The 24,007-nt window shown below is 41.4% G+C and carries 16 protein-coding genes; 11 read left to right on the forward strand and 5 right to left on the reverse strand.

Annotated elements, in window-relative coordinates; all coding sequences use genetic code 11:
* Positions 1–43 precede the first annotated feature (43 nt).
* Entirely contained in the window at positions 44–793 is a 750-nt protein-coding gene (locus tag RM553_RS13100; RefSeq protein ID WP_311535392.1) for a DsbA family protein, read from the forward strand.
* Here the strand turns inward: RM553_RS13100 and RM553_RS13105 are convergent.
* Positions 780–2,315, reverse strand: coding sequence for a GH3 auxin-responsive promoter family protein (locus RM553_RS13105; protein ID WP_311535393.1), 1,536 nt, complete (start codon positions 2,313–2,315; stop codon positions 780–782). The genes RM553_RS13100 and RM553_RS13105 overlap by 14 nt on opposite strands.
* A gap of 481 nt (positions 2,316–2,796) precedes the next feature.
* Between RM553_RS13105 and RM553_RS13110 the strand changes: the two genes are divergently transcribed.
* From RM553_RS13110 to RM553_RS13135, 6 genes are all read left to right on the forward strand, one after another.
* Positions 2,797–4,095: an efflux transporter outer membrane subunit gene (locus tag RM553_RS13110; protein ID WP_311535394.1), complete on the forward strand. Its 1,299-nt coding sequence runs from the start codon at positions 2,797–2,799 to the stop codon at positions 4,093–4,095.
* A 17-nt stretch (positions 4,096–4,112) separates the two neighbouring features.
* Positions 4,113–5,321 carry an efflux RND transporter periplasmic adaptor subunit gene (locus RM553_RS13115; RefSeq protein WP_311535395.1) on the forward strand — a complete coding sequence of 403 codons (1,209 nt, stop codon included), beginning with the start codon at positions 4,113–4,115 and terminating at the stop codon, positions 5,319–5,321.
* Positions 5,322–5,326: 5 nt separating this feature from the next.
* Positions 5,327–8,455, forward strand: coding sequence for an efflux RND transporter permease subunit (locus RM553_RS13120; protein WP_311535396.1), 3,129 nt, complete (start codon positions 5,327–5,329; stop codon positions 8,453–8,455).
* A 10-nt stretch (positions 8,456–8,465) separates the two neighbouring features.
* Positions 8,466–9,356: a sterol desaturase family protein gene (locus RM553_RS13125; protein ID WP_311535397.1), complete on the forward strand. Its 891-nt coding sequence runs from the start codon at positions 8,466–8,468 to the stop codon at positions 9,354–9,356.
* Between the two features lie 70 nt (positions 9,357–9,426).
* Positions 9,427–10,215: a PhzF family phenazine biosynthesis protein gene (locus RM553_RS13130; RefSeq protein ID WP_311535398.1), complete on the forward strand. Its 789-nt coding sequence runs from the start codon at positions 9,427–9,429 to the stop codon at positions 10,213–10,215.
* 156 nt (positions 10,216–10,371) lie between these two features.
* A complete protein-coding gene (locus RM553_RS13135; RefSeq protein ID WP_311535399.1) occupies positions 10,372–11,556 on the forward strand; it encodes a DUF4126 domain-containing protein in 1,185 nt (394 codons plus the stop codon).
* A gap of 8 nt (positions 11,557–11,564) precedes the next feature.
* Here RM553_RS13135 and RM553_RS13140 read toward each other — a convergent pair whose 3' ends face one another.
* The 3 genes from RM553_RS13140 to RM553_RS13150 form a co-directional block, all read right to left on the reverse strand.
* Positions 11,565–12,458 (reverse strand): YihY/virulence factor BrkB family protein, encoded by an 894-nt coding sequence (locus RM553_RS13140; protein WP_311535400.1) that lies wholly within the window; start codon positions 12,456–12,458, stop codon positions 11,565–11,567.
* 124 nt (positions 12,459–12,582) lie between these two features.
* Positions 12,583–13,965 carry an MATE family efflux transporter gene (locus RM553_RS13145; RefSeq protein ID WP_311535401.1) on the reverse strand — a complete coding sequence of 461 codons (1,383 nt, stop codon included), beginning with the start codon at positions 13,963–13,965 and terminating at the stop codon, positions 12,583–12,585.
* A 9-nt stretch (positions 13,966–13,974) separates the two neighbouring features.
* Complete coding sequence (locus tag RM553_RS13150; RefSeq protein WP_311535402.1) at positions 13,975–14,994, reverse strand: LLM class flavin-dependent oxidoreductase; 1,020 nt, start codon at positions 14,992–14,994, stop codon at positions 13,975–13,977.
* Between the two features lie 361 nt (positions 14,995–15,355).
* On the opposite strand from RM553_RS13150, the gene RM553_RS13155 reads away from it, so the two are divergent.
* From RM553_RS13155 to RM553_RS13170, 4 genes are all read left to right on the forward strand, one after another.
* The gene (locus tag RM553_RS13155) at positions 15,356–15,865 is read left to right on the forward strand and encodes a hypothetical protein (protein WP_311535403.1); all 510 of its coding nucleotides are present in this window, start codon (positions 15,356–15,358) and stop codon (positions 15,863–15,865) included.
* A 688-nt stretch (positions 15,866–16,553) separates the two neighbouring features.
* On the forward strand, positions 16,554–17,090 hold the full coding sequence (locus RM553_RS13160) for a T9SS type A sorting domain-containing protein (protein WP_311535404.1): 537 nt from the start codon (positions 16,554–16,556) through the stop codon (positions 17,088–17,090).
* A 1-nt stretch (position 17,091) separates the two neighbouring features.
* Entirely contained in the window at positions 17,092–19,836 is a 2,745-nt protein-coding gene (locus tag RM553_RS13165; protein ID WP_311535405.1) for a DUF8740 domain-containing protein, read from the forward strand.
* Positions 19,836–22,910, forward strand: a complete 3,075-nt coding sequence (locus tag RM553_RS13170) for a LamG-like jellyroll fold domain-containing protein (protein ID WP_311535406.1) — start codon at positions 19,836–19,838, stop codon at positions 22,908–22,910. The genes RM553_RS13165 and RM553_RS13170 overlap by 1 nt, the downstream gene beginning before the upstream one ends.
* 144 nt (positions 22,911–23,054) lie before the next feature.
* Here the strand turns inward: RM553_RS13170 and RM553_RS13175 are convergent, their stop codons facing one another.
* Positions 23,055–23,828, reverse strand: coding sequence for a hypothetical protein (locus tag RM553_RS13175; protein WP_311535407.1), 774 nt, complete (start codon positions 23,826–23,828; stop codon positions 23,055–23,057).
* Positions 23,829–24,007 lie beyond the last annotated feature (179 nt).

Below are 24,007 nucleotides of genomic sequence, written 5' to 3' on the forward strand. Positions count from 1 at the left end.
GCTTCTGGAATAAAATTCTCTAAGCGGCCTTTTTAAGAATTCTATGGCGGACAAATTTTACATTGAATATTATACAGATCCCTTGTGCTGCTGGAGCTGGGGAATGGAACCTCAACTAAGAAAATTAAGATATTTGCTTAAAGGCCGTCTCCATTACCGCTACGTAATGGGAGGGTTATTGCATGACTGGCAGCATTTTGAAGATCCTATGAACAATATTTCCAGGCCAGCCCAGATGGGCCCGCTCTGGATGGAAGCCAAACACACTACCGGACAGCATATAGATGAAACGGTGTGGCTTCATAATCCTGTAGACACTTCTTATCTCGCCTGTATGGCTGTAAAGGCAGCCGGAATGCAGAGTGCTGTGGCGGGAGAAGCAATGCTCAGGGAACTCAGGGAAGCTGTGATGATCAACAAACAGAATATTGGTGAAAAAGAGGTGATTTTTGATACGGCAGGAAAGCTTCAGGAAAAAAACATACTGGACCTCCAATTATTCAATAAAGCCATGCATTCCAATGAAGCTGCCGATCTTTTCCGAAAAGACCTGGAGACTTTAAAAATAAAGGGAATAACCCGTTTCCCTACCCTTCTTATTAGCTATGGTAAGCGCACGGTACAAATTACTGGTTTCCGCCCGTTTGATGTATTGCTGGATGCTTTTAAAGCCCTGGACCCCGATCTGGAAATTAATGAAAACATAAATAAAGAAGATTATATCCAAAGCTGGGAAAATTTAACCAGGCGGGAATTGAAGGAGGTCCAGAATTTAGCTGTTAGCTCTTCTTAAGACACGGCTTTAAAGAATTAAGGATTTCTTCCACAAATTGCCTGTTATTGGACATTGTAGGAATTTTGTGCTGCCCCCCTAGTTTCTCCTTGCTCTTAAGCCATTGATAAAATGTTCCTTCAGGAACTTCCCGCACCACGGGCTTATCTATAGCGGTATCTGCTTTTCTTTTCTGGCGGTAATCGTCATTAAGCGCACACAACTCTTCATCAAGGATTCCTGCAAATTCCTCAAGGCGGTCAGGAGATTTCCTGAATTCCACCACCCATTCGTGATAACCTTTCTCTCCCTGGCTATAGAAAAAGGGCGCCACTGTAAAATTGTTCATCAATGCTCCTGTTCTTTTGCAGGTTTTGGCGATGGCTGCTTCTCCCTGTTCCGAAAAAAGATCTTCTCCAAACACATTCAGGCAGTGCTTTGTTCTTCCCATTATCTTAAACCGAAACGGGTCCAGGGAAGTAAATTTTATGCTGTCCCCAATTTTATACCTCCATAAACCGGAATTTGTGGAAATTACCAAAGAGTATTTCCTTCCGGTTTTCACCTCACTTAGAGCTACTGTCTCAGGAAATTCGTCAGAAAAGTTCTCTTCAGGGATAAATTCATAAAACACTCCATAGTTTAACATAAGCAACATAGAAGTATCATCGGTCAAATCCTGGATTCCAAAAAATCCTTCCGTGGCATTATATATTTCCTGATAACGTAGCGAGCCAGAACCATCCAGTTCTTCAAAAAGCGGCTTATAGGGCGCAAAGGAAACCGAACCATGAAAAAACACTTCCAGGTGCGGCCATACTTCCCTTACATCTTTAAATTTTTGCTCCTTTTGTATATGCTGAAGCAACAGCAATATCCACATAGGCGAACCGGCAAGGCTGGTAATTTTTTGCCTGGATGTAATCTCGGTGATTGCCTGCAGTTTTTTCTCCCAGTCATTCATTAGCGCAACTTTAAGGCCAGGAGTCCTTCCAAGCTGCGCCCAAAATGGCAGGTTCTTCATAACAATAGCTGAAATATTTCCCGTATAATAATGTTTTTCCCCTATTCCCGGGCTGCCTTCCTGGCTTCCTCCTATAGAAATGTTTTTCCCGCTGATTAATTTGGAATGAGGGTTATTTCTCAGGTAAATTGCCAGCATATCCCTGCCACCCAGATAATGGCAATTTTTTAACCCTTCCTCAGAAACAGGAATAAGTTTACTCCTGCTATCTGTAGTACCCGAAGATTTGGCAAAATTTTCCATTCGGCCGGGCCAGAGCACATTTTTTTCACCCTGCATCGCACGTTCAATATAAGAAGTAAGATCGTTATAGTTTACCACCGGGACCTTTTCCTTAAAATCGGATGGATTGGAAATACCGGAAAAACCATATTTCTGGCCATATGCAGTTCTTTTGCCCTTTTCCAATAAATCCTCAAGAACTTTCGCCTGTGTCCTTAAAGGATTTTCTTTCATTTTATCTACATCAGATAACCTCCTCTTCAGGTATTGATTGCCCAGCCTGTTAAATAGCTCCATGTATTATTTTATTATTCAGAATTATCATCTAAAAAATCCCGAAGTCCCCATCTTTAAAATGAAGATAACCAATCTGCTCAATTTTATTATGGAGTTTAACTTCTTTATTGGCAATTCCCGGCGGTTTACTTTTGAATTTTTGTGCAAAGGTACGTAAAGCCACCAACTCCTCACCACCAACAAAAATTAATCACTTCTGAACAAGCATTCTCCTTTCACTCCTTTAACAAATCTTAAAGCGGTTGCCCACATCCAAAAAAAATGTAACTTTAGAAAAATCGCTCCTAAAAGCAACTCGATAACAATAATTTACAGGAAAACATTCCAAAATTCCTGAAGGGGAAAATCAGGATTTCCAAAAACTAAGAAAACGATTATTACAAGTATAGAAATTTCAAAAAGAGTCCGGCCATCCTTATGGCTGCCGCTATTCTGCCTTACATTTTGCGGAATATTTTCCTGTGCGCCAAAACTTCAAAATGTGGAAGCCCCCATAGAAGAGCCTGAAGAGTTTTCCTATAGCGGGGCAGAAATTATTCCGGATAAATGGTGGCTTTCTTTTGAAGACCCCGGATTGAATGCCTTAGTAAAGCAAGGGCTGGACGAAAACCTGGCTTTGGCAGGAAACTGGGAAGCCTTTCAGGCAGCGCTGGCGGTAGTGCGAAGGGAATCTTCTTATCTTTGGCCAGCTATTGATGCTACTGCCCGTAGCGCGATTAGCCGCCCGCAACCCGATTTTGCCGGGGGAGAAAATCTGCAACTGGGGCTTTCGGCTTCCTACGAGGTAGATTTATGGGGCAGGATCCAGTCTGGAATAGAGGCTGAAGAATTTCGTGCCCAGGCTACCTTTTACGACTACCAGACCGCTGCCATGACCCTTTCAGCAGAAATCAGCACCACCTGGTATCAGCTTCTTACGGCAAGGGCTCAACTGGAACTGGCTAACCAGCAAATTGAAACCAACGAAGATATTATGCGGCTTATAAGGGCAAGGTTTGTAGGCGGGCAGATACGGGCGGTTGATATCCTCAGGCAGCAACAACTTTTGGAGAGTACCCGGAATCAGAAAATACAGTATGAAACCCAGGTGGCGCTTTTTGAAAATGAACTTTCTGTATTATTAGGCACACCCCCGCAAAATGAACCGGCATTTCCGCAGGACAGCCTTCCGGAATTACCTCCACTTCCCGAAACAGGCCTACCTCTGGAATTAATTCGCCGTCGCCCGGATGTGTTGCAGGCTTACAACCTGGTCCTGGCCGCAGACAGGGATATGGCACAAGCCATAAGGAGTAAATTTCCGCGGCTGTCACTAAACCTCCAGGGGCAGATGCGTTCCAATAATTACAACAACCTCTTCCAGGACTGGGCATATACCCTGGCTGGAAATATTGTGGCCCCGCTCCTCTACGCAGGGCGTTTAAGAGCTGAAGTAAGCCGTACCGAAGCCTTAAAACAGCGCCAGTTATACCTGTATGGGCAAACCGTCCTCACCGCTTTTAGAGAGGTGGAAGATGCGCTCGTAAGGGAAATAAAGCAAAAGGAGCAGCTGGAAGTGCTGCAAAGCCGATTGGAGCTGGCTGAAAAAACCAACAGGCAATTAAGGCTGGAATTCCTTAATGGAATAACAGAATACCTGGACGTATTGCTTGCCCTGGACCAGGAGCAGCAATTACAGAGGGATATTCTTGAGGCAAGGCAAATCCTGCTGGAGATAAGAATTTCACTTTATCGTTCCCTGGCCGGAGGTTTTGAAACCGAATCACCTGCAGCACCATAACTGAAAAAGAAAAATTTATGAGTACCAAAAAAATTGTGATCATTTGTGCGGCCATCCTCCTGGCGGGTGCAGCAGTGACTTTTATAATTTTCAGTACAGAACCTACTGCAAAATCTGAAGGAGCCACCAGGCAATCTGCCATGCTTGTAGATGTGGTAAAGGTAGAAAAAGGAGATTACCGCCCAATGATTGTTGCCACGGGAACTGTAAGCCCGGTGGAAGATGTAATGCTGAGCCCGCTGGTGGGAGGACAAATTGTAAGGCGGGATGAGTCTTTTACTCCAGGTGGTTTTGTTAAAAAAGGAGAAATACTTTTACAAATAGATCCTTCAGATTACCGGAACACCCTGGAAATGCGAAAAAGTGACCTGCTCCAGACCCAGACCAACCTGGATATGGAAATGGGCCGCCAACAAGTAGCCCGGCAGGACCTACAGTTAATTGGAGGCGACACGCTATCCCGGGAAGAACGTTCACTTGTGCTGCGGCAACCTCAGCTTAATGCTGTAAAAGGAAATATAAAGGCTGCCGAGGCAGCTGTGGAACAAGCCAGGTTAAACCTTGCGCGTACTACTATAAAAGCCCCTTTTAATGCACATGTGCTTAGCCAGAATGTGACTTTAGGCTCACAGGTGGCTCCCGGGGACAATCTTGGCCGGCTGGTAGGCACGAATTCCTACTGGGTCAATCTCACCGTGCCGGTGGGAAAACTCCAGTGGCTTAATTTTCCAGGGTCTGAAGAAGATAAAGGCTCTATGGTAAAAATTATAAACTCCACTGCCTGGCCTGCAGAGGCTTTCCGCACAGGATATTTAGATAAGCAGGTGGGAGCGCTTGATGCCGAAACAAGATTAGCACGAATTCTGGTTAAAGTGCCAGATCCTTTGGCACAGGCAGACAGCCTGCAGGATAAGCCGGAACTTATGATAGGCTCTTTTGTGGAAGCGCAGATGATTGGGGAGGAAATAGAAGATGTGGCGCGTATTAATCGTGATTTGGTGCGCAGCAATCAGACGGTTTGGGTTATGAAAAAAGGAAAGCTTGTAATACGGAAGGTGGAAATTTTACTTTCTGATGCTGATTACGCCTATATCAGTAAGGGACTAGAGGAAGGTGAGCTGGTGGTGACCACCAATTTAAGCACAGTAGCTGAAGGCTTGGACCTCAGAAGGGCGGCAGATTCTACTGCGGCAGGGAATGAAGAGATGGAAGGAACGGAAGAATAAATGCCATGGAAAAATCAAAAGACAAAAAAGTACGAAAAGAGGGCGCCATAGGCTATATGGCCAGGAATTCCATTGCCGCAAATTTACTAATGATCATTTTGATAGGCGGTGGGATATGGACCATGTTCAAAATTCAGAAAGAGGTATTTCCTCAATTTCAGCTGGATTTTGTAAATGTGAATGTGGTTTATCCGGGAGCCGCCCCGGCTGAAGTGGAACAGGGAATTTTACTGCCGGTGGAAGAAGCGGTGCGCGGCATCCAGGGAATCAAGGAAATTGTTTCTACTGCCAATGAAGGGTCGGGAAATGTTTCTATAGAACTAGTGGCGGGAACAGACCGTATGAAGGCTTTCCAGGACATAGACCAGGCGGTGACCCGCATCAGGACTTTCCCCGATGATATTGAACAACCGGAGGTAAGCTTACAATCCAGGCAAAGGGATGTGATGGAAATTGGCCTTTACGGTGATGTGGATATCTGGACCCTCCGCCAACTGGCTGAACGGCTGCGGAACCGCCTGCTGAGCAACCCAAATATCACCCAGGTAGAAATAGGAAATGTACCGGAATATGTAACCCATGTGGAAATCCCACGGAATAATCTGAGAAAGTACAATTTAACCCTGGGGCAGGTGGCAGATATTATTGCCCAGTCCAGCGAAGATGTTCCCGCGGGGGCGGTAGAAACACAGTCGGGGGAAATTTTGCTTAGAATGCAGGAGAGAAAACAATGGGCTGAAGAATTTGGAAATATCACTATAGTTTCCTCCTCTTCCGGGGCAAAAGTAAGCCTCGCCGATATTGCCAGTATTAACGATGGTTTTGAAGAAACCGGTTTCCACGGGCAATTCAACCAAACCCCTTCCGTAGATATGGAAATCTTTAGAATTGGGGACCAGTCTCCCCTGGAAATTGCAGAAACAGTCCAGGAGGTTCTCGAAGATTTTCAATTGCCGCCCGGCGTACAATATCGCATTGACAGCAACCGGGCAGAAGATTACCGGGAGCGACTTTCCCTTCTTACCGAAAATGGGATCATGGCTATAGTCATTGTTTTGATAATCCTTACGCTTTTCCTGGAATACCGGCTGGCGTTTTGGGTGATGATGGGAATGGCCATTTCTTTTATTGGAGGCATTATCTTTCTACCGCTTTTTGGATTAAGCATCAATATGATCTCTATGTTCGGGTTTTTGGTTGTGCTGGGAATTGTGGTAGATGATGCCATTGTTGTGGGAGAGAACATCCACGAATACCGGCAGCAGGGAATGGGCTTTATTGACGCCGCCATAAAAGGGACCAGGGATGTTTCCAAACCGGTTGCCTTTAGCGTTATTACCACCATTATCGCTTTTGTACCCCTATTGTTTATGCCTGGGGAAACCGGAAAGTTTTGGTGGCCTTTACCTGCTGTGGTAATTGTAATCCTGGCAGTTTCACTTTTGGAAGCACTTTTTATCCTGCCTTCCCACCTGGCACACCTTTCAGAAAAAAAGCGAAAAGGCTGGATCGTGAAACTTGAAAACTGGCAGCAATCATTTGCCAAAGGCTTTGACCGTATTATTAATAAATACTACCGGCCGCTGCTGGACCTTTGTTTAAAATACCGCTATATCACATTAAGTGCTGCGGTAACCTTGCTCCTTATAGTTGGCGGCTACGGCTACAGTGACCATATGGGCATGATAATGATGCCAGAGGTGGCTGCAGATGAAATTGAAGCAGGGGTACGGCTTCCGGTAGGCACCACTCCATTCCAGGCCGCCAAGGTTGCGGAGGATATTACCCGTTCCACCCAAAAGATGTTTGATGAACATAATCTCTATGAAGTTGCCGAAGGTATAAAAACCAATGTGCGGGGGCAGAATTTTATTGATGTGGAAATTGTTATGCTCCCTCCGGACGAAAGGGATATGAGCGCCCGGGAACTTATTGCCTTATGGCGTGACAATATTGGGGATATAGAAGGGGTAGACCAGATTACTTTTGAAGCTGAAAGGGGTCCTGGCGGCGCAAGGCAGGATATAAGCGTAGACTTAAGCCATACAAACATCGATGTTCTGGAAAAGGCAAGTACCGCTTTTATGGAAAGAATGGAAGCTTTTGAGAACACAAGGGATATAAGTGACAATTTCAACAAAGGAAAACTCCAGTATGACTTTAAGCTGCTTCCCTCTGGCCGAAACCTTGGCCTGACTTCTAACGAAGTGGGCCGCCAGGTAAGAAATGTCTTTTTTGGTGCCCTGGCTATGCGGCAGTTAAGAGGAACCAATGAGATTGAGGTAAGGGTAAAACTGCCCCTGGAAGAGCGGCGGGATATTCAAAATCTCGAGGATTTTATTGTGAGAACACCAGATGGTGTTGAAGTTCCTTTACTGGATGTGGTAAGGATTGAACAACGGGAAGCATTCACCTCTATTAACAGGCGGGATGGCAGCAGGGTTGTTAATGTAGGAATGGATGTGGAGCCTGCCAATGCCGTGAGCCGTGTTTTGGCCTCCATGCAACAAGAAGAACTGCCACAGCTGCGTGCAGATTTTCCAGGACTTACCTGGAGCTTTGAAGGAAGCCAGGCAGATATGCGGGAATCTACAGACTCTCTCTGGAGCGGATTCTCCATGGCCATGTTGCTAATTTATGCCCTGCTTGCCATTGCTTTTAGCAGCTATACCCAGCCTATAATTGTGATGACCGCTATTCCTTTTGGAGTGGTTGGCGCCGTGATTGGACATATAATTCTAGGTTACGATCTATCCCTGGTTAGCCTGATGGGCGTTATAGCATTATCTGGCGTGGTGGTAAACGATTCATTAATTATGATAGATTATGCGAACCGGCAAAGGGACAAATTAAGTATTTATGAAGCCATTCATGAAGCCGGCCTGAGGCGTTTCCGTCCAATTATGCTTACAACACTTACTACCTTTGGCGGACTTACCCCTATAATCATGGAAACCTCCAGCCAGGCTTTTTATTTAATCCCAATGGCTATTTCCCTTGGCTTTGGGATTATTTTCGCCACCTCTATTATCCTGGTACTTGTCCCCTGCCTTTACCTGATTTTAGAAGATATTAGCCTGCTAATTACGAAAGGCAGAACAGTGGAGCGAAACCCACGGCCGGCAGAAGGATAATTTGAAGCAAATGGAAACAGTGGAATTTGTAAAGGAGTATTTCTATTTTGAAATTCTGGATAAATATGGCGGGCCGGTTTTAGCGGTTTCTGCTGTCCTTTTGTTTTTAGCTGAATCTTACCGTCGCCTAAGAAAACTTAAGAGTAGCCGTTGGAAACGGATTAAAAGAAACCTTAGTATTGCTTTTACTGCTGTTATGGCATTGCGCCTAAGCCTTATTCCTGCACTCGTGTACCTGGCACTTTTTGCTGAAGATAATAATTTTGGGGTTTTTCAATGGGTGCAACTTCCCAGCTGGCTGGTTTTTGTCCTTGGCTTCGTGTTGCTAGATTATGGCAATTATCTCTGGCACCTGTTAAACCACAAGATCAATTTCCTGTGGAGGTTCCACAATGTACATCATATAGATCTGGATCTTGATGTTACCACTGCCCTGAGGTTTCATTTTGGAGAAATCTTACTTTCCATTTTCTTTCGTGGATTTATGATCCTGCTTATAGGGCCACCTTACTGGCTGGTGCTTACGTATGAAGTCATCTTTGAAACGGCTACACTATTTCACCATTCCAACTGGAGAATTCCTTATAAAATAGAAAAATTGATCAGTAGGATTATTGTAACCCCCAGAATGCACGGCGTACACCATTCCATAGTTCACCGGGAAACCAACAGCAACTATTCTATCATTTTCAACATTTGGGATCGGATTCATCAAAGTTTGCGGCTCAATATTCCGCAGGACGAAATTAACATTGGAGTACCCTCTTACAGGGATCCCGGGGAACAAAACATTAAAAATCTTTTACTGATGCCGTTTAAAAAACCCCGCCCATGGCTGTTACCTGATGGCAAGGTTCCGGACAGGCAATATAAAGGTGCAAAAGGCAATTTAGAACCCTGAGATAACCTTCATTTATTCTTGTGGATTTTTGATTTTTCAGTTCTTTATCTTTACAAAAATTAAAGTAATTATGGAATTACCGGTTTACCAGATCGATGCATTTACAGATAAAATTTTCTGCGGAAATCCGGCCTGTGTGGTACCGCTTAAAGAATGGCTGCCAAACGACCTGCTCCTGGAAATTGCCAAAGAAAACGCTGTTGCTGAAACTGCCTTTTTTATTATTACTGCTGAAGGGGTACAGCTGCGATGGTTCACTCCGGAATATGAAATTGACCTCTGCGGGCATGCCACCCTTGCTACCGCACATGCCCTTAAAACAATTCTGGATTACCCTGAAGAGGAAATAATTTTCCATACCCAAAGTGGAGAATTGAAGGTAAAAACCAATAACGGGAAATACAGCCTCAATTTTCCCAGCCGCAGGCCTGTAGCCGTAGAAATCCCTGATCTGCTAAAAAAATCCCTGGATCTTCAGCCAATGGAAATCTTAAAAGCAAGGGACTTTGTTCTTGTTTATCCTTCCGAAGAAGACATTAAGAATATTGAAATTAACAGGTTCTTTTTTGATCAGCTGGAATTGGGAACCGGCGGCGTGATTTTTACTTCCAAAGGCAGGGATTGCGATTTTGTTTCCAGGTTCTTTACCCCGGGAGCTTCGGTTTTTGAAGATCCGGTAACCGGCTCGGCACACTGCTCGCTTATACCCTACTGGAGCAGGAAACTGGAAAAAACCGAATTGATTGCAAAGCAAATTTCACCTCGTGGCGGTGAACTTTTTTGTGAAGATATGGGTGAACATGTTTTAATTTCGGGAAAGGCCAGAACGTATTTAAAAGGCAGCTTTTTTATTGATTAATTCATGAGGAAAGATATTTCCTCCAATCCTGCCTGAAGTTTTTTCAGCTAAAAATTTCGCACGGATTGCTCATTAGCCACAAATTCCGGAAAGCATCCCCGAGAGAAATTTATTCGCTCACAAACTATTCTTATCTTGGTCTAAAGATTTCCTGAAATGTCTGTAGCACAAATAATAGCCATCCTGGGTTCTATCCCATTATTTTCCCTTAGAACCTTTTTACCGGCTTTTCTTACCGCCCTTCTTCTCTCCTATCCCGAATATTTCCCCGGGATGGGTGATGTAGCTCCACTTCCTGAGGATGCATTTTTGTCTAAAGACTGGGTTTTGATTGTGCTTGGAGGCTTAAGTATACTGGAGATTATTGGCGATAAAAGTACTGAAATAAGAAACCTGATAAAAGGAGCCGAAACATACCTGAAGCCTCTTTCCTTTCTTCTTATAAACCTAAGCATGATAGATGAAGCTTCTGCCGAGATTTTAAAAGAAGTACAATGGGCCGCTATAGACCCGCTTTGGATTTTATTAGCTATAGGAGCACTTGCAGTACACTGGCTGGCGCGCCTGCGGAAAAATTTTATTGATTTTCTTGAAGATATAGATGAAGATGATAATCTCTTTATAGGAAAAATAAGCAGTTGGGTGGAAGACAGCCTGGTACTTTTTGGTTTCTTTCTGCTCATCTGGACGGGGATTGTAATGGTAGTTTTATACGCAGCTGCTATAGGAATTATCCTGATCCTTAAGAAACGATATCATAAAAAACTGGAAAAGCAAAAGGTGGAATGTACCACTTGTGGCGAAAGGAATTTACCTTTTGCAACGCAGTGTTCCAACTGTAAACAGGAGCTTTCAGAAATTCATAAAATAGGGGTGCTGGGACAAAGAAAAGAAGCGCTGGTTAAAGATAGGTATGAGCATCGCCTTGATTTGCTCTCTCATAAAAGATGTCCCGATTGTGGCAATAAACTGAAAAGCAATAAAATTCAGCAGCAATGTGAAATATGCGGTGCGGCAGCCTTTAATTCTCCCGGCGTGCAGGAATATCTAAAAATGCAGAATAAGAAATTTTATAAAATTACCGGACTTTCATTTTTACTCGGATTTATTCCTGTTCTTGGTTTTGTTATAAGTGCTGTGCTGGCCAACATTTACCTGTTTTCCCCATATCGAAGATATATTTCGCGTAGCAGTTCTTTTTTCACCAAACTATTTATAAAATTCATCACATTCCTCTTCTTTTTATTTGGAATAGCTTTGGGTTTCCTGGCAGCACCGGCATACATCTTAATGCGTTACTACCTCTGGAAAAAGAAGTTCCTGGCGCAGGTGAAAAATTGAAATTGCCATTATCTTCTTTTATAAGGAGCTTCCGCATTTGGATCTTTTTGTACATAGTCCATAATTTCAGAATTTAATTCAGCCCCCAGTAGTACAATAAAATTAGTTATAAAAAGCCAGAGCAACAGGATAACCACAGCCGAGACTGAGCCATAAACTTCGCCATAACTACCATAATTGCGAACGTAGAATGAAAAGCCCCAGGATGCAATTAACCACAATATTGTTGCAAGCACGGCGCCTATTGCCACCCATTTCATCCTTGGCCGTTTTCTTGCCGGCGCAAACTGATAAATAAGGCAAAGGAAAAACGCCACAATAAGAGCAAGAACCGGCCAGCGCAACCAGCTAATTAGATGTTCTATCCTTTCCGGCAAACCAATATTTTGAATGTAGGCAGGAAAACCTATAATTAAGGTCATGCATAGTATAATGAGTATGGTGCCTCCCAGCGTAAATGTGGTAGCCAACAGTAGTTGCTTAAAAAAACCATGGTCATCTACAGTATCGTAGGCTATATCTATTCCCTTAAACAAAGATTTAGTACCCTTATTTGCACTCCAGATGCTGAAAAGAATACCTATAGCAGTGCCCCAGCCAAGACTGTTTGGTGATTTGGCTATAAAATTTTCTATCCGTTTTTGAAGAAGATGAAATGCTTCCTGTGGCATCATTGCAGATATTTGGGACAATTGGGCTTCAATCTGTTGAGGATCTGTGGTAAGTCCGTAAATACTGATAAGGGCTGTAAGCGCTGGGAAAATAGCCAGAAAGGCATAAAAAGTAACTCCCGCAGAGACAATATCCACACTATCATTACTAATTTCATCCTTTACATGAAGCAGAATGGTTTTCCAGCCTGACAATGGAATCTTAAAAGGGTTATGTATTCTTTTCTTCATATTTCCCGGTTCTTTTGAATTTACCAAAAGCTTAATTATAAAATAGAAAAAAGCCGCAGGAGCTTCTGCTAAATCATTGTTAAACTGCCGGTTTTAGATCCAGGGCAAAAGAGAAAATTAATTTTCAGGAATTAAAGTGCCTTCTTCTTATGGTCCTTACTTTCCAGTAGCCCATTTTATAATAAATAAAAGCCACTGCCGCTGCCATTAGATTGGAGACTGGAAAAGACCACCATATCCCTCTAAATCCTAAATCGGTATTATGGGAAAAAATATAAGCTGCCGGAAATCTTACAATCCAGAGATTAAATACTGAAATAAGCAAAGAAGCTTTGGTAAACCCCGCCCCGTTAAAGACGCCGTTTAATACCTGCTGTACCCCCAGAAGCCCAAAGCTTGGTGCCATTATTTTAATGAACAACGCCCCATCCCGGATTACCCTGGGATCATCGGGAACAAAGAAAGCTGTTAAGGGTTCAGCAAAAACAAATAGTAACAGCCCTATGGCCGTAAGTCCAAAAAAGGCAATTTTATTACTAAGATTTCCAATTTTCTCTGCCCGCTTTATTTTAGAAGCCCCAATATTTTGCCCCACCAAAGTTGTGGTTGCCATGGCGAAACCAAGGGCGGGTACGATTACCAGGCTTAAAATCCTGGAGCCAATCCCATAAGCAGCAACTACATCGCTTCCAAAACTCGTTACCAACATCACCATAATAGTCATTCCCGCAGCACGAGTAGATTGGTCCAGACTGGCAGGAATACCAAGCCTGAACATCCTTTTGGTCCAGGCAAGATCGGGTTTCATATCTGCCCAGTTAATCTGGATGCCTTTATTTCCGCGAAATAAAACAAAAAGCCCTGCTGCTGAAGAAAGCCCTTGTGTAATCACACTGGCCACTGCGGCACCTGCCACTCCGTAACCGGGAATTGTGCCATAGCCGAAGATAAAGAGAGGATCCAAAACCAGGTTTAAAAGTACGGTAGCCAGAACAATGTACATAGGAAGCAAGACATTGCCAATGCCCCGCATTAAAGACTGGAATACAAAAAACATGAACAAAAAGATAAATCCCCATGAAGTTACCTGGAAATAACTGATGGATTCCGGAAGGATTTCCGGACCTGCCCCCACAAGTCGCATAAGTGGCGGTGCGGCGAAATACCCCAATGCGGCAAGAAATAACGAAATAAAGAAAATAACAAATACGGTTTGGGAAGAGCTGTAATTTACCTGACGTTGATTTTCAGCACCTTTGTACTGGGAAACAATTACAGTACCGGCAAGAGTTAAACCTCCTCCCAAAGAAAGCACCAGGAATAAGATGGGAAAGCTAAGGCTTACTGCTGCCACAGCATTCGCTCCCAGCCTCCCCAACCAAAAAGTATCAATTAGCTGATAAGCCGTTTGAAGTATATTTGCAAAAATAATTGGAAGGGCAAGGCGAAGCAGTGACTGGAATATTTTACCTTCTGTAAAACTGCCTTTCCTTTTATTTTTATTCATACTACTAATTTAAGCAGTTTCCCGTTTTAGCTCCCGCATAATTTCAGAAAAAATCCTGTAGGATTTCACCCTGTCCTCATGATCATAAATATGGGAAGCGACCATCAATTCATTTGCTCCAGTTTTTTCAAGAAAATCGATAGTTTTATTTCGCACAGTTTCTTTGCTTCCCACAAAAGCGTACTTCAGCATTCGTTCAAAAGCAGGATTTTCAGATAATTCTTTAAGTTGTGGAGTCATTAGTGTGGGTTTCTGGATATAATCTATATTGCCGGTCATCACCCCAAAGATCATCCTGATGAGAGAAGTTGAAAGTATTTCTGCCTCCTCATCTGTATCTGCGGCAATTACATTTATGCAAGCAATAGTATAAGGTTTCTCAAGGTATGTGGAAGGTTCGAAATTATTATAATAAATCTCAAGAGCTTCAAAAAGATGTGTTGGTGCAAAATGACTTGCAAAAGAATAGGGCAGGCCTTTTTTTGCTGCCAGGTAAGCACTATCTGTGCTTGAACCCAGGATATAAACGGGCATTTCCACTCCCTCAGCCACAGTAGCCCTTACCTGAGCAGAGGAATTATCTTTGGAGAAAAACTGTTGAATCCTTGCAATCTCTTCAGGAAATTTATGTACCGCCTGCATCCTGTCTGAGCGGATAGCATGAGCCGTTACCTGGTCTGTTCCCGGTGCCCTCCCGAGGCCAAGATCTATACGCCCGGGATAAAGAGAACCTAAAGTACCAAATTGCTCCGCCACAATAAGCGGCGAATGATTGGGCAACATGATACCACCGGAACCCACACGAATTCTATTTGTTCCCCCGGCAATATGCCCAATAAGAACAGAGGTGGCAGAACTGGCAATACTTTTCATATTATGATGCTCGGCCAGCCAAAACCGATTATACCCAAAGCTTTCAGCTTTTTGAGCAAGGTCCAGTGAATTTCTAAAGGTATCAGCAGGAGTTGCACCTTCCACAACTCCTGCAAGTTCTAATATGGAAAATGGGATTTTATTTTTTAAAGACATTTTGTTCTGGATTTTTAGACAATGAGTAAAGTATGTCGTAAACCAAGTTAAAAAATTTCAAATTAGTAGATCCTAAAGAAAGAACCCGAACGACAGACTCTCCTACAATTCTTACAAAATTCCACTTAACCAGCCAGGCGGGGAAAACATCATAATTCTAAAAATAAAATTATTCGACTTTTATTCCTTCATTTATGAAAAGTTGCGGTTTGGGCAGCTTAAAATTATCACATTGGTAAAAATCAAAGTTTTCAATATACGTAAGTCACTCAAAACCTTCTACTTTAACATGCCTTTTACCTATAAATAATGCACTATATCGATTATTTTGCTATATTTGGTTTACCAAACTTAACCTATTATGGCAGCAAGTACCCAGGATGTAAGTAATTCCTATCAGGATTTATATGTAGTTCATTCTAAAAAGAATGAAAACGGCAACGGTTTAACCAAGGTTACTAAAGAAAGCGAAAATGCTTCGGATAAACCAAAGATGTTCTCCTTTAGGAAAGTTGGGTATAGTGAAATAAGTGAATTCCTGGGTAAATGGAAGCGCCTCATTTCTAATCCTTTAAATGACAAGCATAATGAGGAGGACAGCATTTATGATATGGTTCAGGAAGATATGCCAATACATGAAATGGTTAAAGTAGTCTTGGCACAAAAAACGAACTTACAGGATTCCTCTCAGGAATTAGAGGAGGCAATTTTGGAATCAAATAAAATTTTTCATGAAGATTTTCCAGGAGACTTCATCCTGGAGTTTAAGGGTGAAAGGTTAGGAATGTTTATTTTAAATGATATACGGGAGAAACAGGAGGAACTAAATTATTTTTTTAAACCTGGCCTGAAAAGCTTTAAGTGGAGATAATTACAAATTAGGAGAAATACAAAATCTAAGCCCCGGTTACTTCGGGGCTTTTTTAATATTTGTATTTAGTGGGACGGTCGCTACAATATCTGATTAAAATGATCACATTTAATTCGAAAAATCTTTATAAAAACTTATTAAAACTTTGAAAGCAAGCCTTTTGTAGGCTTAAGACTACAAAAGTTGAATACCAGTTTAATTCAAATATGATTATTTAAAAAATACAAGTTACAGAGAAAATTTGCGGTTTAATCTCCCACCAGAAGAAATTTCCCACCTTTAAACAGGCATAAATACCTATACTATTTTAACCAGCACTTTTAAAGCAAAAAAGCTTAATTGATTCAATCTACAGCATTGCACCCTTCTTTTTCCCCAATATTCTTAAGACGCTATTTCTCTAATTATTCCTGAGCAATAAACAAAGATGTTCAATATTGATTTTCGAGCTCCGGTATTATGCTTTTGTACTTCTAATTTTCAGGGCCAGCCATTCTCCCCATGCCAAAAAACGGAGGCTTTTTAAGCCATTCTATAAGAGTAATACTATTCCTACTTAAAAGTTAAAATCCTCATTTGTTTACCGTTAATCGGATTTTTCGCTTTGTTGGTCGGATTTTTATCTGCATGTTTGCATTTCATTAACAAAAAATAAAAAACCAAATTATATAAGTAGTCCCCAATACTTATGAAAAATATTCTCATACTTTTGTTGTTCCTTATTTCATTTAAAGGTTATTCGCAAAATTCCATTCCACACGATAAAATTTCTCTAAATGCTTTCACCACTGCCGGAGGAGACAGCACCGAAAATGAAGGTTCTATATCCTTCAGCGTAGGCCAGGTATTTTATTTATCCCAGGAAAATTCGAATATTTCTTTACAAGAAGGAGTCCAACAGGCTTTTTCAGAAAATTCTAAACCAATACCTTCCGTGGTTGAAGAAGAAAATGAGAATGAAAAAGAAAATCCCTCTCTATCCAAACTTAAAATAACGGTCTATCCTAATCCTGTTACAGAATTCTTTACTGTTGACCTCTCATCTTTAGAAGAATCTGTTTATAGCTATCAGTTATTCGACCTGCAGGGAAGACTTCTACTGCAAGGTTCATTAAGTAATCTATCTACTAAAATCCATCCGAAAAATCTACAATCCAGCGTCTACATTCTTAAAATTTACAATCACAATTTACCTGTTAAATCATTCAAAATTATTAAAAAGTAATATGATGAAAAGGATTCTTTTCTTTGCCATCCTGCTGGCTGCAGGCATAGACGCCATTGCCCAAACTCCTGAAAAAATGAGCTACCAGGCAGTTGTTCGCGATAACAACAATGCCCTGATTGCAAATAGCAATATAAGCCTTAAGCTCATAATCCACAAGAAATCCCCCTCCGGAGCCATTGTTTATGCAGAAACACATAATCCGCATACTAATATGAATGGATTGGTTTCCCTGCAGGTAGGAACCGGAAGCAGTTTATCTGGAAGCTTTGATGAAATTGACTGGAGCCACGGTCCCTATTTCGTGGAAAGCCAGGTAGATCTACGGGGAGGAAGTAATTTTTCTGCCATTGGAGTAAGTGAAATGTTAAGCGTGCCCTATGCACTGCATGCCAAAACCGCAGACAGGATTAGTGAAAACATTCTCGAGTCAGAGGTTTTTGAGGGATGGGATACAGATGCTTCTGATGATTTTGATGGAAATTATTATAGCTTAAAAGATGCCCCTATGGTCTATACCGCAGACCAAATTGACAGCCTTGTACTAAACCTTGGCACGGGAGGAGTATCACAATCCCTTAGTCTTAAGGAAAACCTGCTGTCGATTTCCGAAGGGAATCAGGTGATTTTTGAAAACTGGGATACCGATGCTACCGATGATTTTTCCGGTGATTTTAATGACCTTCTGAATCTGCCAAATCTTTATACTTCAGAAGAAGTCGACAGCCTGATGGTGAATGCCGGGGGAAGCGGTACGGTGCAGTCATTGAACCTGACTGATAATGAACTTTCCATTTCAGGAGGAAACAAAATTGCCTTTGAAAATTGGGACACTGACGCCAGTGATGATTTTTCCGGTGATTTCAATGATCTTATAAATCTGCCAAATCTTTATACTTCAGAAGAAGTCGACAGCCTGATGGTGAATGCCGGGGGAAGCGGTACGGTGCAGTCATTGAACTTAACCGATAATGAACTTTCCATTTCAGGAGGAAATAAAATTGCCTTTGAAAATTGGGATACCGATGCTACTGATGATTTTTCTGGAAATTATGCCGACCTTCATAATAAGCCAGACCTTTTCAGCGGAGATTTTAATGACCTCCTGAATTTGCCAAATCTTTATACTTCAGAAGAAGTTGACAGTCTTATGGTGAATGCCGGGGGAAGCCGTACGGTGCAGTCACTGAACTTAACCGATAATGAACTTTCCATTTCGGGAGGAAACAGCATTGCCTTCGAAAATTGGGACACTGACGCCAGTGATGATTTTTCCGGTGATTTTAATGACCTTCTGAATTTGCCAAATCTTTATACTTCTGAAGAAGTTGACAGTCTTATGGTGAATGCCGGGGGAAGCGGTACGGTGCAGTCATTGAACCTGACTGATAATGAACTTTCCATTTCAGGAGCAAATAAAATTGCCTTTGAAAAATGGGACACTGACGCCAGTGATGACTTTTCAGGTAATTATAACGACCTTCAGAATAAACCAGATTTATTTTCTGGTAGTTACGATGATCTTCAAAATAAGCCAGACCTTTTCAGCGGAGATTTCAATGACCTTCTGAATTTGCCAAATCTTTATACTTCCGAAGAAGTCGACAGCCTGATGGTAAATGCCGGGGGAAGCGGCACGGTGCAATCATTGAATTTAACCGATAATGAACTTTCCATTTCAGGAGGAAACAAAATTACCTTTGAAAACTGGGATACCGATGCTACCGATGATTTTTCGGGAAATTATGCCGACCTTCAGAATAAACCCGACCTTTTCAGCGGAGATTTTAATGATCTTATAAACCTGCCAAATCTTTATACTTCAGAAGAAGTCGACAGCCTGATGGTGAATGCCGGGGGAAGCGGTACGGTGCAGTCATTGAACCTGACTGATAATGAACTTTCCATTTCAGGAGGAAACAAAATTGCCTTTGAAAATTGGGACACTGACGCCAGTGATGATTTTTCCGGTGATTTTAATGACCTGCTGAATTTGCCAAATCTTTATACTTCAGAAGAAGTCGACAGTCTTATGGTGAATGCCGGGGGAAGTGGCACGGTGCAGTCATTGAACCTGACTGATAATGAACTTTCCATTTCAGGAGGAAACAAAATTGCTTTTGAAAACTGGGATACCGATGCTACTGATGATTTTGATGGATATTACTCCAGCCTTATAGACGCTCCATCGGTTTATACGAAAACTGAAATAGACAAATTACTGGCAGATAACGGAGAATCAGGTGGAACCAACCAGACTTTACAACTAAATGAGGATCAACTAACCATCTCCAACGGGAACACCATTCCTTTTACTAATTGGGACCGCGATGTAACAGATGATTTTGACGGGAAATATTCAAGCCTCAAAGATGTTCCAAAATTGTATACTCAAACCCAGGTTGATAGTATAAAAGAAGGAATTTTAGAAGAGATTGCTGAGACTTACATCAAAAAACCTGCTATAATAACATTTTCTTCTTCAAGGAATATTGCCTCTGCCGATATCAACAATACTATTGCCTGTACCGGTTCTTCTACATTGACTATTACTTCAAATTTTAATGAAATGAATGTAGGAGAGACCATTAACCTGGAAGTTCATGGTACTATTCTCAAAATTAAGGCAAATTCCGGCGTCACTTTAAATGGCACCTCGGCAGGAAATGCCAGTATTGGAAATAACCAGGCATATACAGGAGGAATTTTAAGAAAAACAGGAACAAATTCTTATATTGTATTGTAATGAGAAAAGCTATTTGTTTATTAATCTCGATCTGTTTCTGTAGCTCATTTTTTGCTCAAAATTTTCATTACACATTAGATCCACCGCAAGGTGCTGTTAATAATTGTGATGTAAACCTGGGAGGGGTGCAGTTTGATGGTGTAAACGACTGGATTGATATTCCGGATATTACCCTTACCGCAGATTTTACTATCGAATTTTGGGCAAAACTGGAAGGAGAAATAACCAATGATGATGCAGTATTAGGGCAAATTGGGAAAGGCCCTGATATAAATTTTGACTGGAAAAAGGTTAGAATATATGTACCGAATGAAGGCTCTGCAGGAAGAGTAATTTATGCAAATACAACCGTAAATCCCGGAGAGTGGAATCATTTTGCTTTTGTTAGAAAAGGCAGGTCAATAAGATTATACATAAACGGTATAGAAGATAAAATCACTACTTCTTACTGGACCGGAAACTATTCCATCCAGGCTTTAGGTCGTGGAAATGCCGGTTTCTTTGGAGGATGCCTGGATGAATTAAGGATTTGGAATAAAGCAAGGAGCTTTGAGGAAATAGCCGATAATTATAAGCAGGAAATAAGCACAAACTCTCAGGGGCTTATTGCCTATTATGATTTTAATGCCACGGGTAAAGAAGTTATAGACTTATCTGGCAAAACTGGTAATGGCATGTTAGGCGCAGCATTGGCCTCAGGGAATGATGATCCTGTAAGAAACAATGATGTTCCCGAAATTTGTAATTACCTGCCACAGTCCTTAAGTACTCTTGAAAAGAACTCTTATGTACTGAGCAGGGCTACCACCACTTCGGCCGGAGTCTATGCCGAAGATGGAACATTAGTTCGAACATTATGGAATAATAAATTCCAACAGGCAGGTACCTATCCACTAAACTGGGACAATAAAGATGATGCAGGAAACACTGTAAACTCCGGCAGTTATTATATTAAATTACTCTCTAACAATCTGATTGCCGAGTGGGAAGGACCAATAGGAAATAACTCTCCATATCTTACAGGAGAAGGAGTACAAACCTCTTATGAGCAGCTGCGAAGCATGTCCATAGTAAACGGTTATGCTTATTTAGCCGCCGGTTTTAATGAAGGAAAAGCGGCACAGTGGAAAGTAGATTTAAACAATCCTAACGTTAGAATCCCTATTAAAATACTGAAAGAAGGAGTTTTTGGAAATGGCCAGGAAACAGAATATTCCACTACCGATGGTAAGACTGTTTACTACGGCGGATACGACGACTGGGGAAGGGATAAGGTGAGCTTTATAATTGGTATAAATCCGGCAGATGATTCTTTCCATAATTTCAGCAATGGAAGGCCTTACACCACGGCTGCAGGAGGCGACACTTATACTTCTGCCATTGCTGTTATGACTGATGAAGTAAAATATGATAAATTTATCTCGGGAATGGCCGTACAGCGTGACGGGGATTTTCTTTTTGTTTCTTACATTAATCTGAATGAACTAAGGGTATACCATAAAACTACCGGAAGTCTTCTTAGAACCATAACCATCGAAAAGCCATCTTTAACTGCTATTGATTCTCACGGAAATGGAGACCTTTGGTTAAAATACGATGGCAATAAAGTTGAAAAATTCAGGATTAACGGTGATGGTAGTATAACCTCAACTGGCGTAAAGCTTGAAGGCAACAATAAAGTTCATGCTCTGGGTGCAGATCATTCCGGAAAAGTTATTGCCATAGTAGATGGAATGACACAAACAATAAAAAGATTTTCCGTCACAGATGGTTCTTTTCTAAATTCTTTTGGACAAAAAGGAGGTTATGCCACCAACCCCACCGTTCTTGATAACAAATTTTATTTTTCTGATCACCGGGATGATGGAAAATTCCTGAGAGGCGCTAAAACCTTCATCACCTACGAAGCTGATGGCAGTTATTGGGTGGGTGACACCTATAACAGGCGGGTACTGCATTTCAGTGCTGCAGATAAATTACTTGATAAGATCGAATACCAGGGCGAGGTACGTTCAGCTACTGTAGATCCAAATGACCCAACAAGGGTTTTTGCAGATTACATGGAATTTGAGGTGGATTACAGTAAAAAGCTTGGAGGAGATAATGGCTCCTGGAAAACAGTAAGAAACTGGAGATACCATACTGATGGGTTTGATAACTGGTACTATAAACTTAGATTCGTTTATACGCTTCCCAACGGCAGAACCTATGCACAAATTAATCCATCTAAGGCCGATGATCCTTTTGTGATCTTTGAGCTGGACCCAAATTACGGCTTAAGAAACACCGGAATTAAATTTCCAAAAGGAGGCAACCCATGGGTTTTAGATTGGTTTTTAAAAGCCGATGGTTCCATGAGAAAATATACCCTGTCTGGAGAGGAAAATGCCCGTACCGTCACCTGGGCAGAAGCTCCGCTTACTGGCTTTGATGCTAATAACAATCCTCAGTGGGGAAGTCTAAAGACAATAGCACAGCTAAAAAACCAGGATAAACTTCAACCTTATCACCGTTATGGAATTTTTCAGAACACTCCTCCAATCCCGGACCTTTCTGAAAATAATATTTTAGTGTCTTATGAAAATCACCATCCAGGACTGGGAACCACCGGTTATCACCTTGGAGGCCTTAAACCTGGAACAGATAAATGGCTATGGAGAGCCATGCCAAGTACTCCCGAGGATTACACAGGACCTTTCCCAACAGATGGAAGGTACGATATAGGTAATGGAGTACATTACCCGGGCGGTCCTGCTATAGTGATAGATGATTTAATATTTGCCGGTTACCATGGGGAATTATGGAAAAATTCCACCGTTAACATGTGGTATATATACAGGGACGATGGGCTGATGCTTAAGCTTTTTGGAGTTAAAGGTACCGATGTTGCTAACGAAAGTACTCCCTATGGTTCTGCAGGAAATGCTCTTTCTGCCAATGTTGTAAAAATTGGTGAAGTCTATTATTTATACCATGCAGATGAGAATGCCCACGGGGGGGTGAACCGCTGGAGAATTTCAAATGTTGAAAGTATCCAGGAGCAGCAGGTAAAAGTGGAAGTAAAAGAAATGTAAAGCATTTTTAATTCTAAAAAAGCCGTCCGAAAATGTAATTTTCAGACGGCTTTTTATTAGGCTGGTTAAGGTTTTTGATAACTAACTTACCAGGTATTTCAAAAGAACTTGTAAAAATTAGTTGTAATTCAATTCCTTTAAACCTTATTCGTCATTTTCATTAATAATGGAGGAATTTGCTGAAAATATTTGTAAAATACCTTGAAGAGATATTTGCTCCCCCACAAACTTTCGCAACAAAGATAAAATGATCATTGTTAAATGTATACCTACATATATCGTGAAAACCAGACTAAAATCTCTTAGGGGAATGTGATCCAGAAGAATATAAGGAGCCAGAAAAAAGAAGATTATGAGGTAACGAAGCCACACATACTTCATTAACTGTATATTAATGTAAGTAAGGTCTAGTTTTCTACTGGCATATTCTATACTAAAGAAACATGCCGTAGAAAATAGTAATAGTGTCACCAGCATAAAAGGCACCCTATCCATAGCAAGTATCAAAAAGGCAGAAGGAATAAAGCCCTTTAGAAAACGAAGTATCAGGAATAAAGGTACCCTGTATTTTTCCTGAAGATTTCCATAAATGAAGTAAATAAGGAAAACCGATGTGTACATCCATACAATTTCCATATTCAACCAGGGTTTCATAAATGCGAGCAATACATAAACAACCGCGACCCTAAGAAATATTGCAAAATAAACGTGGTTCTCAGGTACAGGATTCTTATATATTACTTTACATATTTTCTTGTCTTCTTTCTTAATGGAAATATTATCCGTGTATATATATCCCACCTCATAAGCTATTGAGAAAATAAGCAAATGAAATATAAATCCTGAAATATGGAATAAATCGAGTCCTTCCAACACAACAAGTGCATAAATAGGGATCCATACATAATCTCTTAACATTGAGGAGAAATAAGCTACTACACTTGTCCGCCAATTACTCTCATGTCTTTTTCTGTATCGTACTAAAGTGTATAATAATGGGATTTTTAGTTCTAATTGCATAATTATAATAATTAAAGTGTTAGTCTAGTAGATTAGACACTTCAATTAGCGGGACATGTTCTGGGTGAGTTTTATGT

It is taken from the genome of Autumnicola tepida, assembly GCF_031846485.1.
GTDB classification, from domain to species: Bacteria; Bacteroidota; Bacteroidia; order Flavobacteriales; family Flavobacteriaceae; genus Autumnicola; species Autumnicola tepida.

Excerpts from the sequence above, each read along its gene's own strand:
- RM553_RS13100 (WP_311535392.1), top strand. The coding sequence starts at position 44 with ATGGCGGACAAATTTTACATTGAATATTATACAGATCCCTTGTGCTGC.
- RM553_RS13105 (WP_311535393.1), bottom strand. The coding sequence starts at position 2,315 with ATGGAGCTATTTAACAGGCTGGGCAATCAATACCTGAAGAGGAGGTTA.
- RM553_RS13115 (WP_311535395.1), top strand. The coding sequence starts at position 4,113 with ATGAGTACCAAAAAAATTGTGATCATTTGTGCGGCCATCCTCCTGGCG.
- RM553_RS13120 (WP_311535396.1), top strand. The coding sequence starts at position 5,327 with ATGGAAAAATCAAAAGACAAAAAAGTACGAAAAGAGGGCGCCATAGGC.
- RM553_RS13125 (WP_311535397.1), top strand. The coding sequence starts at position 8,466 with ATGGAAACAGTGGAATTTGTAAAGGAGTATTTCTATTTTGAAATTCTG.
- RM553_RS13130 (WP_311535398.1), top strand. The coding sequence starts at position 9,427 with ATGGAATTACCGGTTTACCAGATCGATGCATTTACAGATAAAATTTTC.
- RM553_RS13135 (WP_311535399.1), top strand. The coding sequence starts at position 10,372 with ATGTCTGTAGCACAAATAATAGCCATCCTGGGTTCTATCCCATTATTT.
- RM553_RS13140 (WP_311535400.1), bottom strand. The coding sequence starts at position 12,458 with ATGAAGAAAAGAATACATAACCCTTTTAAGATTCCATTGTCAGGCTGG.
- RM553_RS13145 (WP_311535401.1), bottom strand. The coding sequence starts at position 13,965 with ATGAATAAAAATAAAAGGAAAGGCAGTTTTACAGAAGGTAAAATATTC.
- RM553_RS13150 (WP_311535402.1), bottom strand. The coding sequence starts at position 14,994 with ATGTCTTTAAAAAATAAAATCCCATTTTCCATATTAGAACTTGCAGGA.
- RM553_RS13155 (WP_311535403.1), top strand. The coding sequence starts at position 15,356 with ATGGCAGCAAGTACCCAGGATGTAAGTAATTCCTATCAGGATTTATAT.
- RM553_RS13160 (WP_311535404.1), top strand. The coding sequence starts at position 16,554 with ATGAAAAATATTCTCATACTTTTGTTGTTCCTTATTTCATTTAAAGGT.
- RM553_RS13165 (WP_311535405.1), top strand. The coding sequence starts at position 17,092 with ATGATGAAAAGGATTCTTTTCTTTGCCATCCTGCTGGCTGCAGGCATA.
- RM553_RS13170 (WP_311535406.1), top strand. The coding sequence starts at position 19,836 with ATGAGAAAAGCTATTTGTTTATTAATCTCGATCTGTTTCTGTAGCTCA.
- RM553_RS13175 (WP_311535407.1), bottom strand. The coding sequence starts at position 23,828 with ATGTTAAGAGATTATGTATGGATCCCTATTTATGCACTTGTTGTGTTG.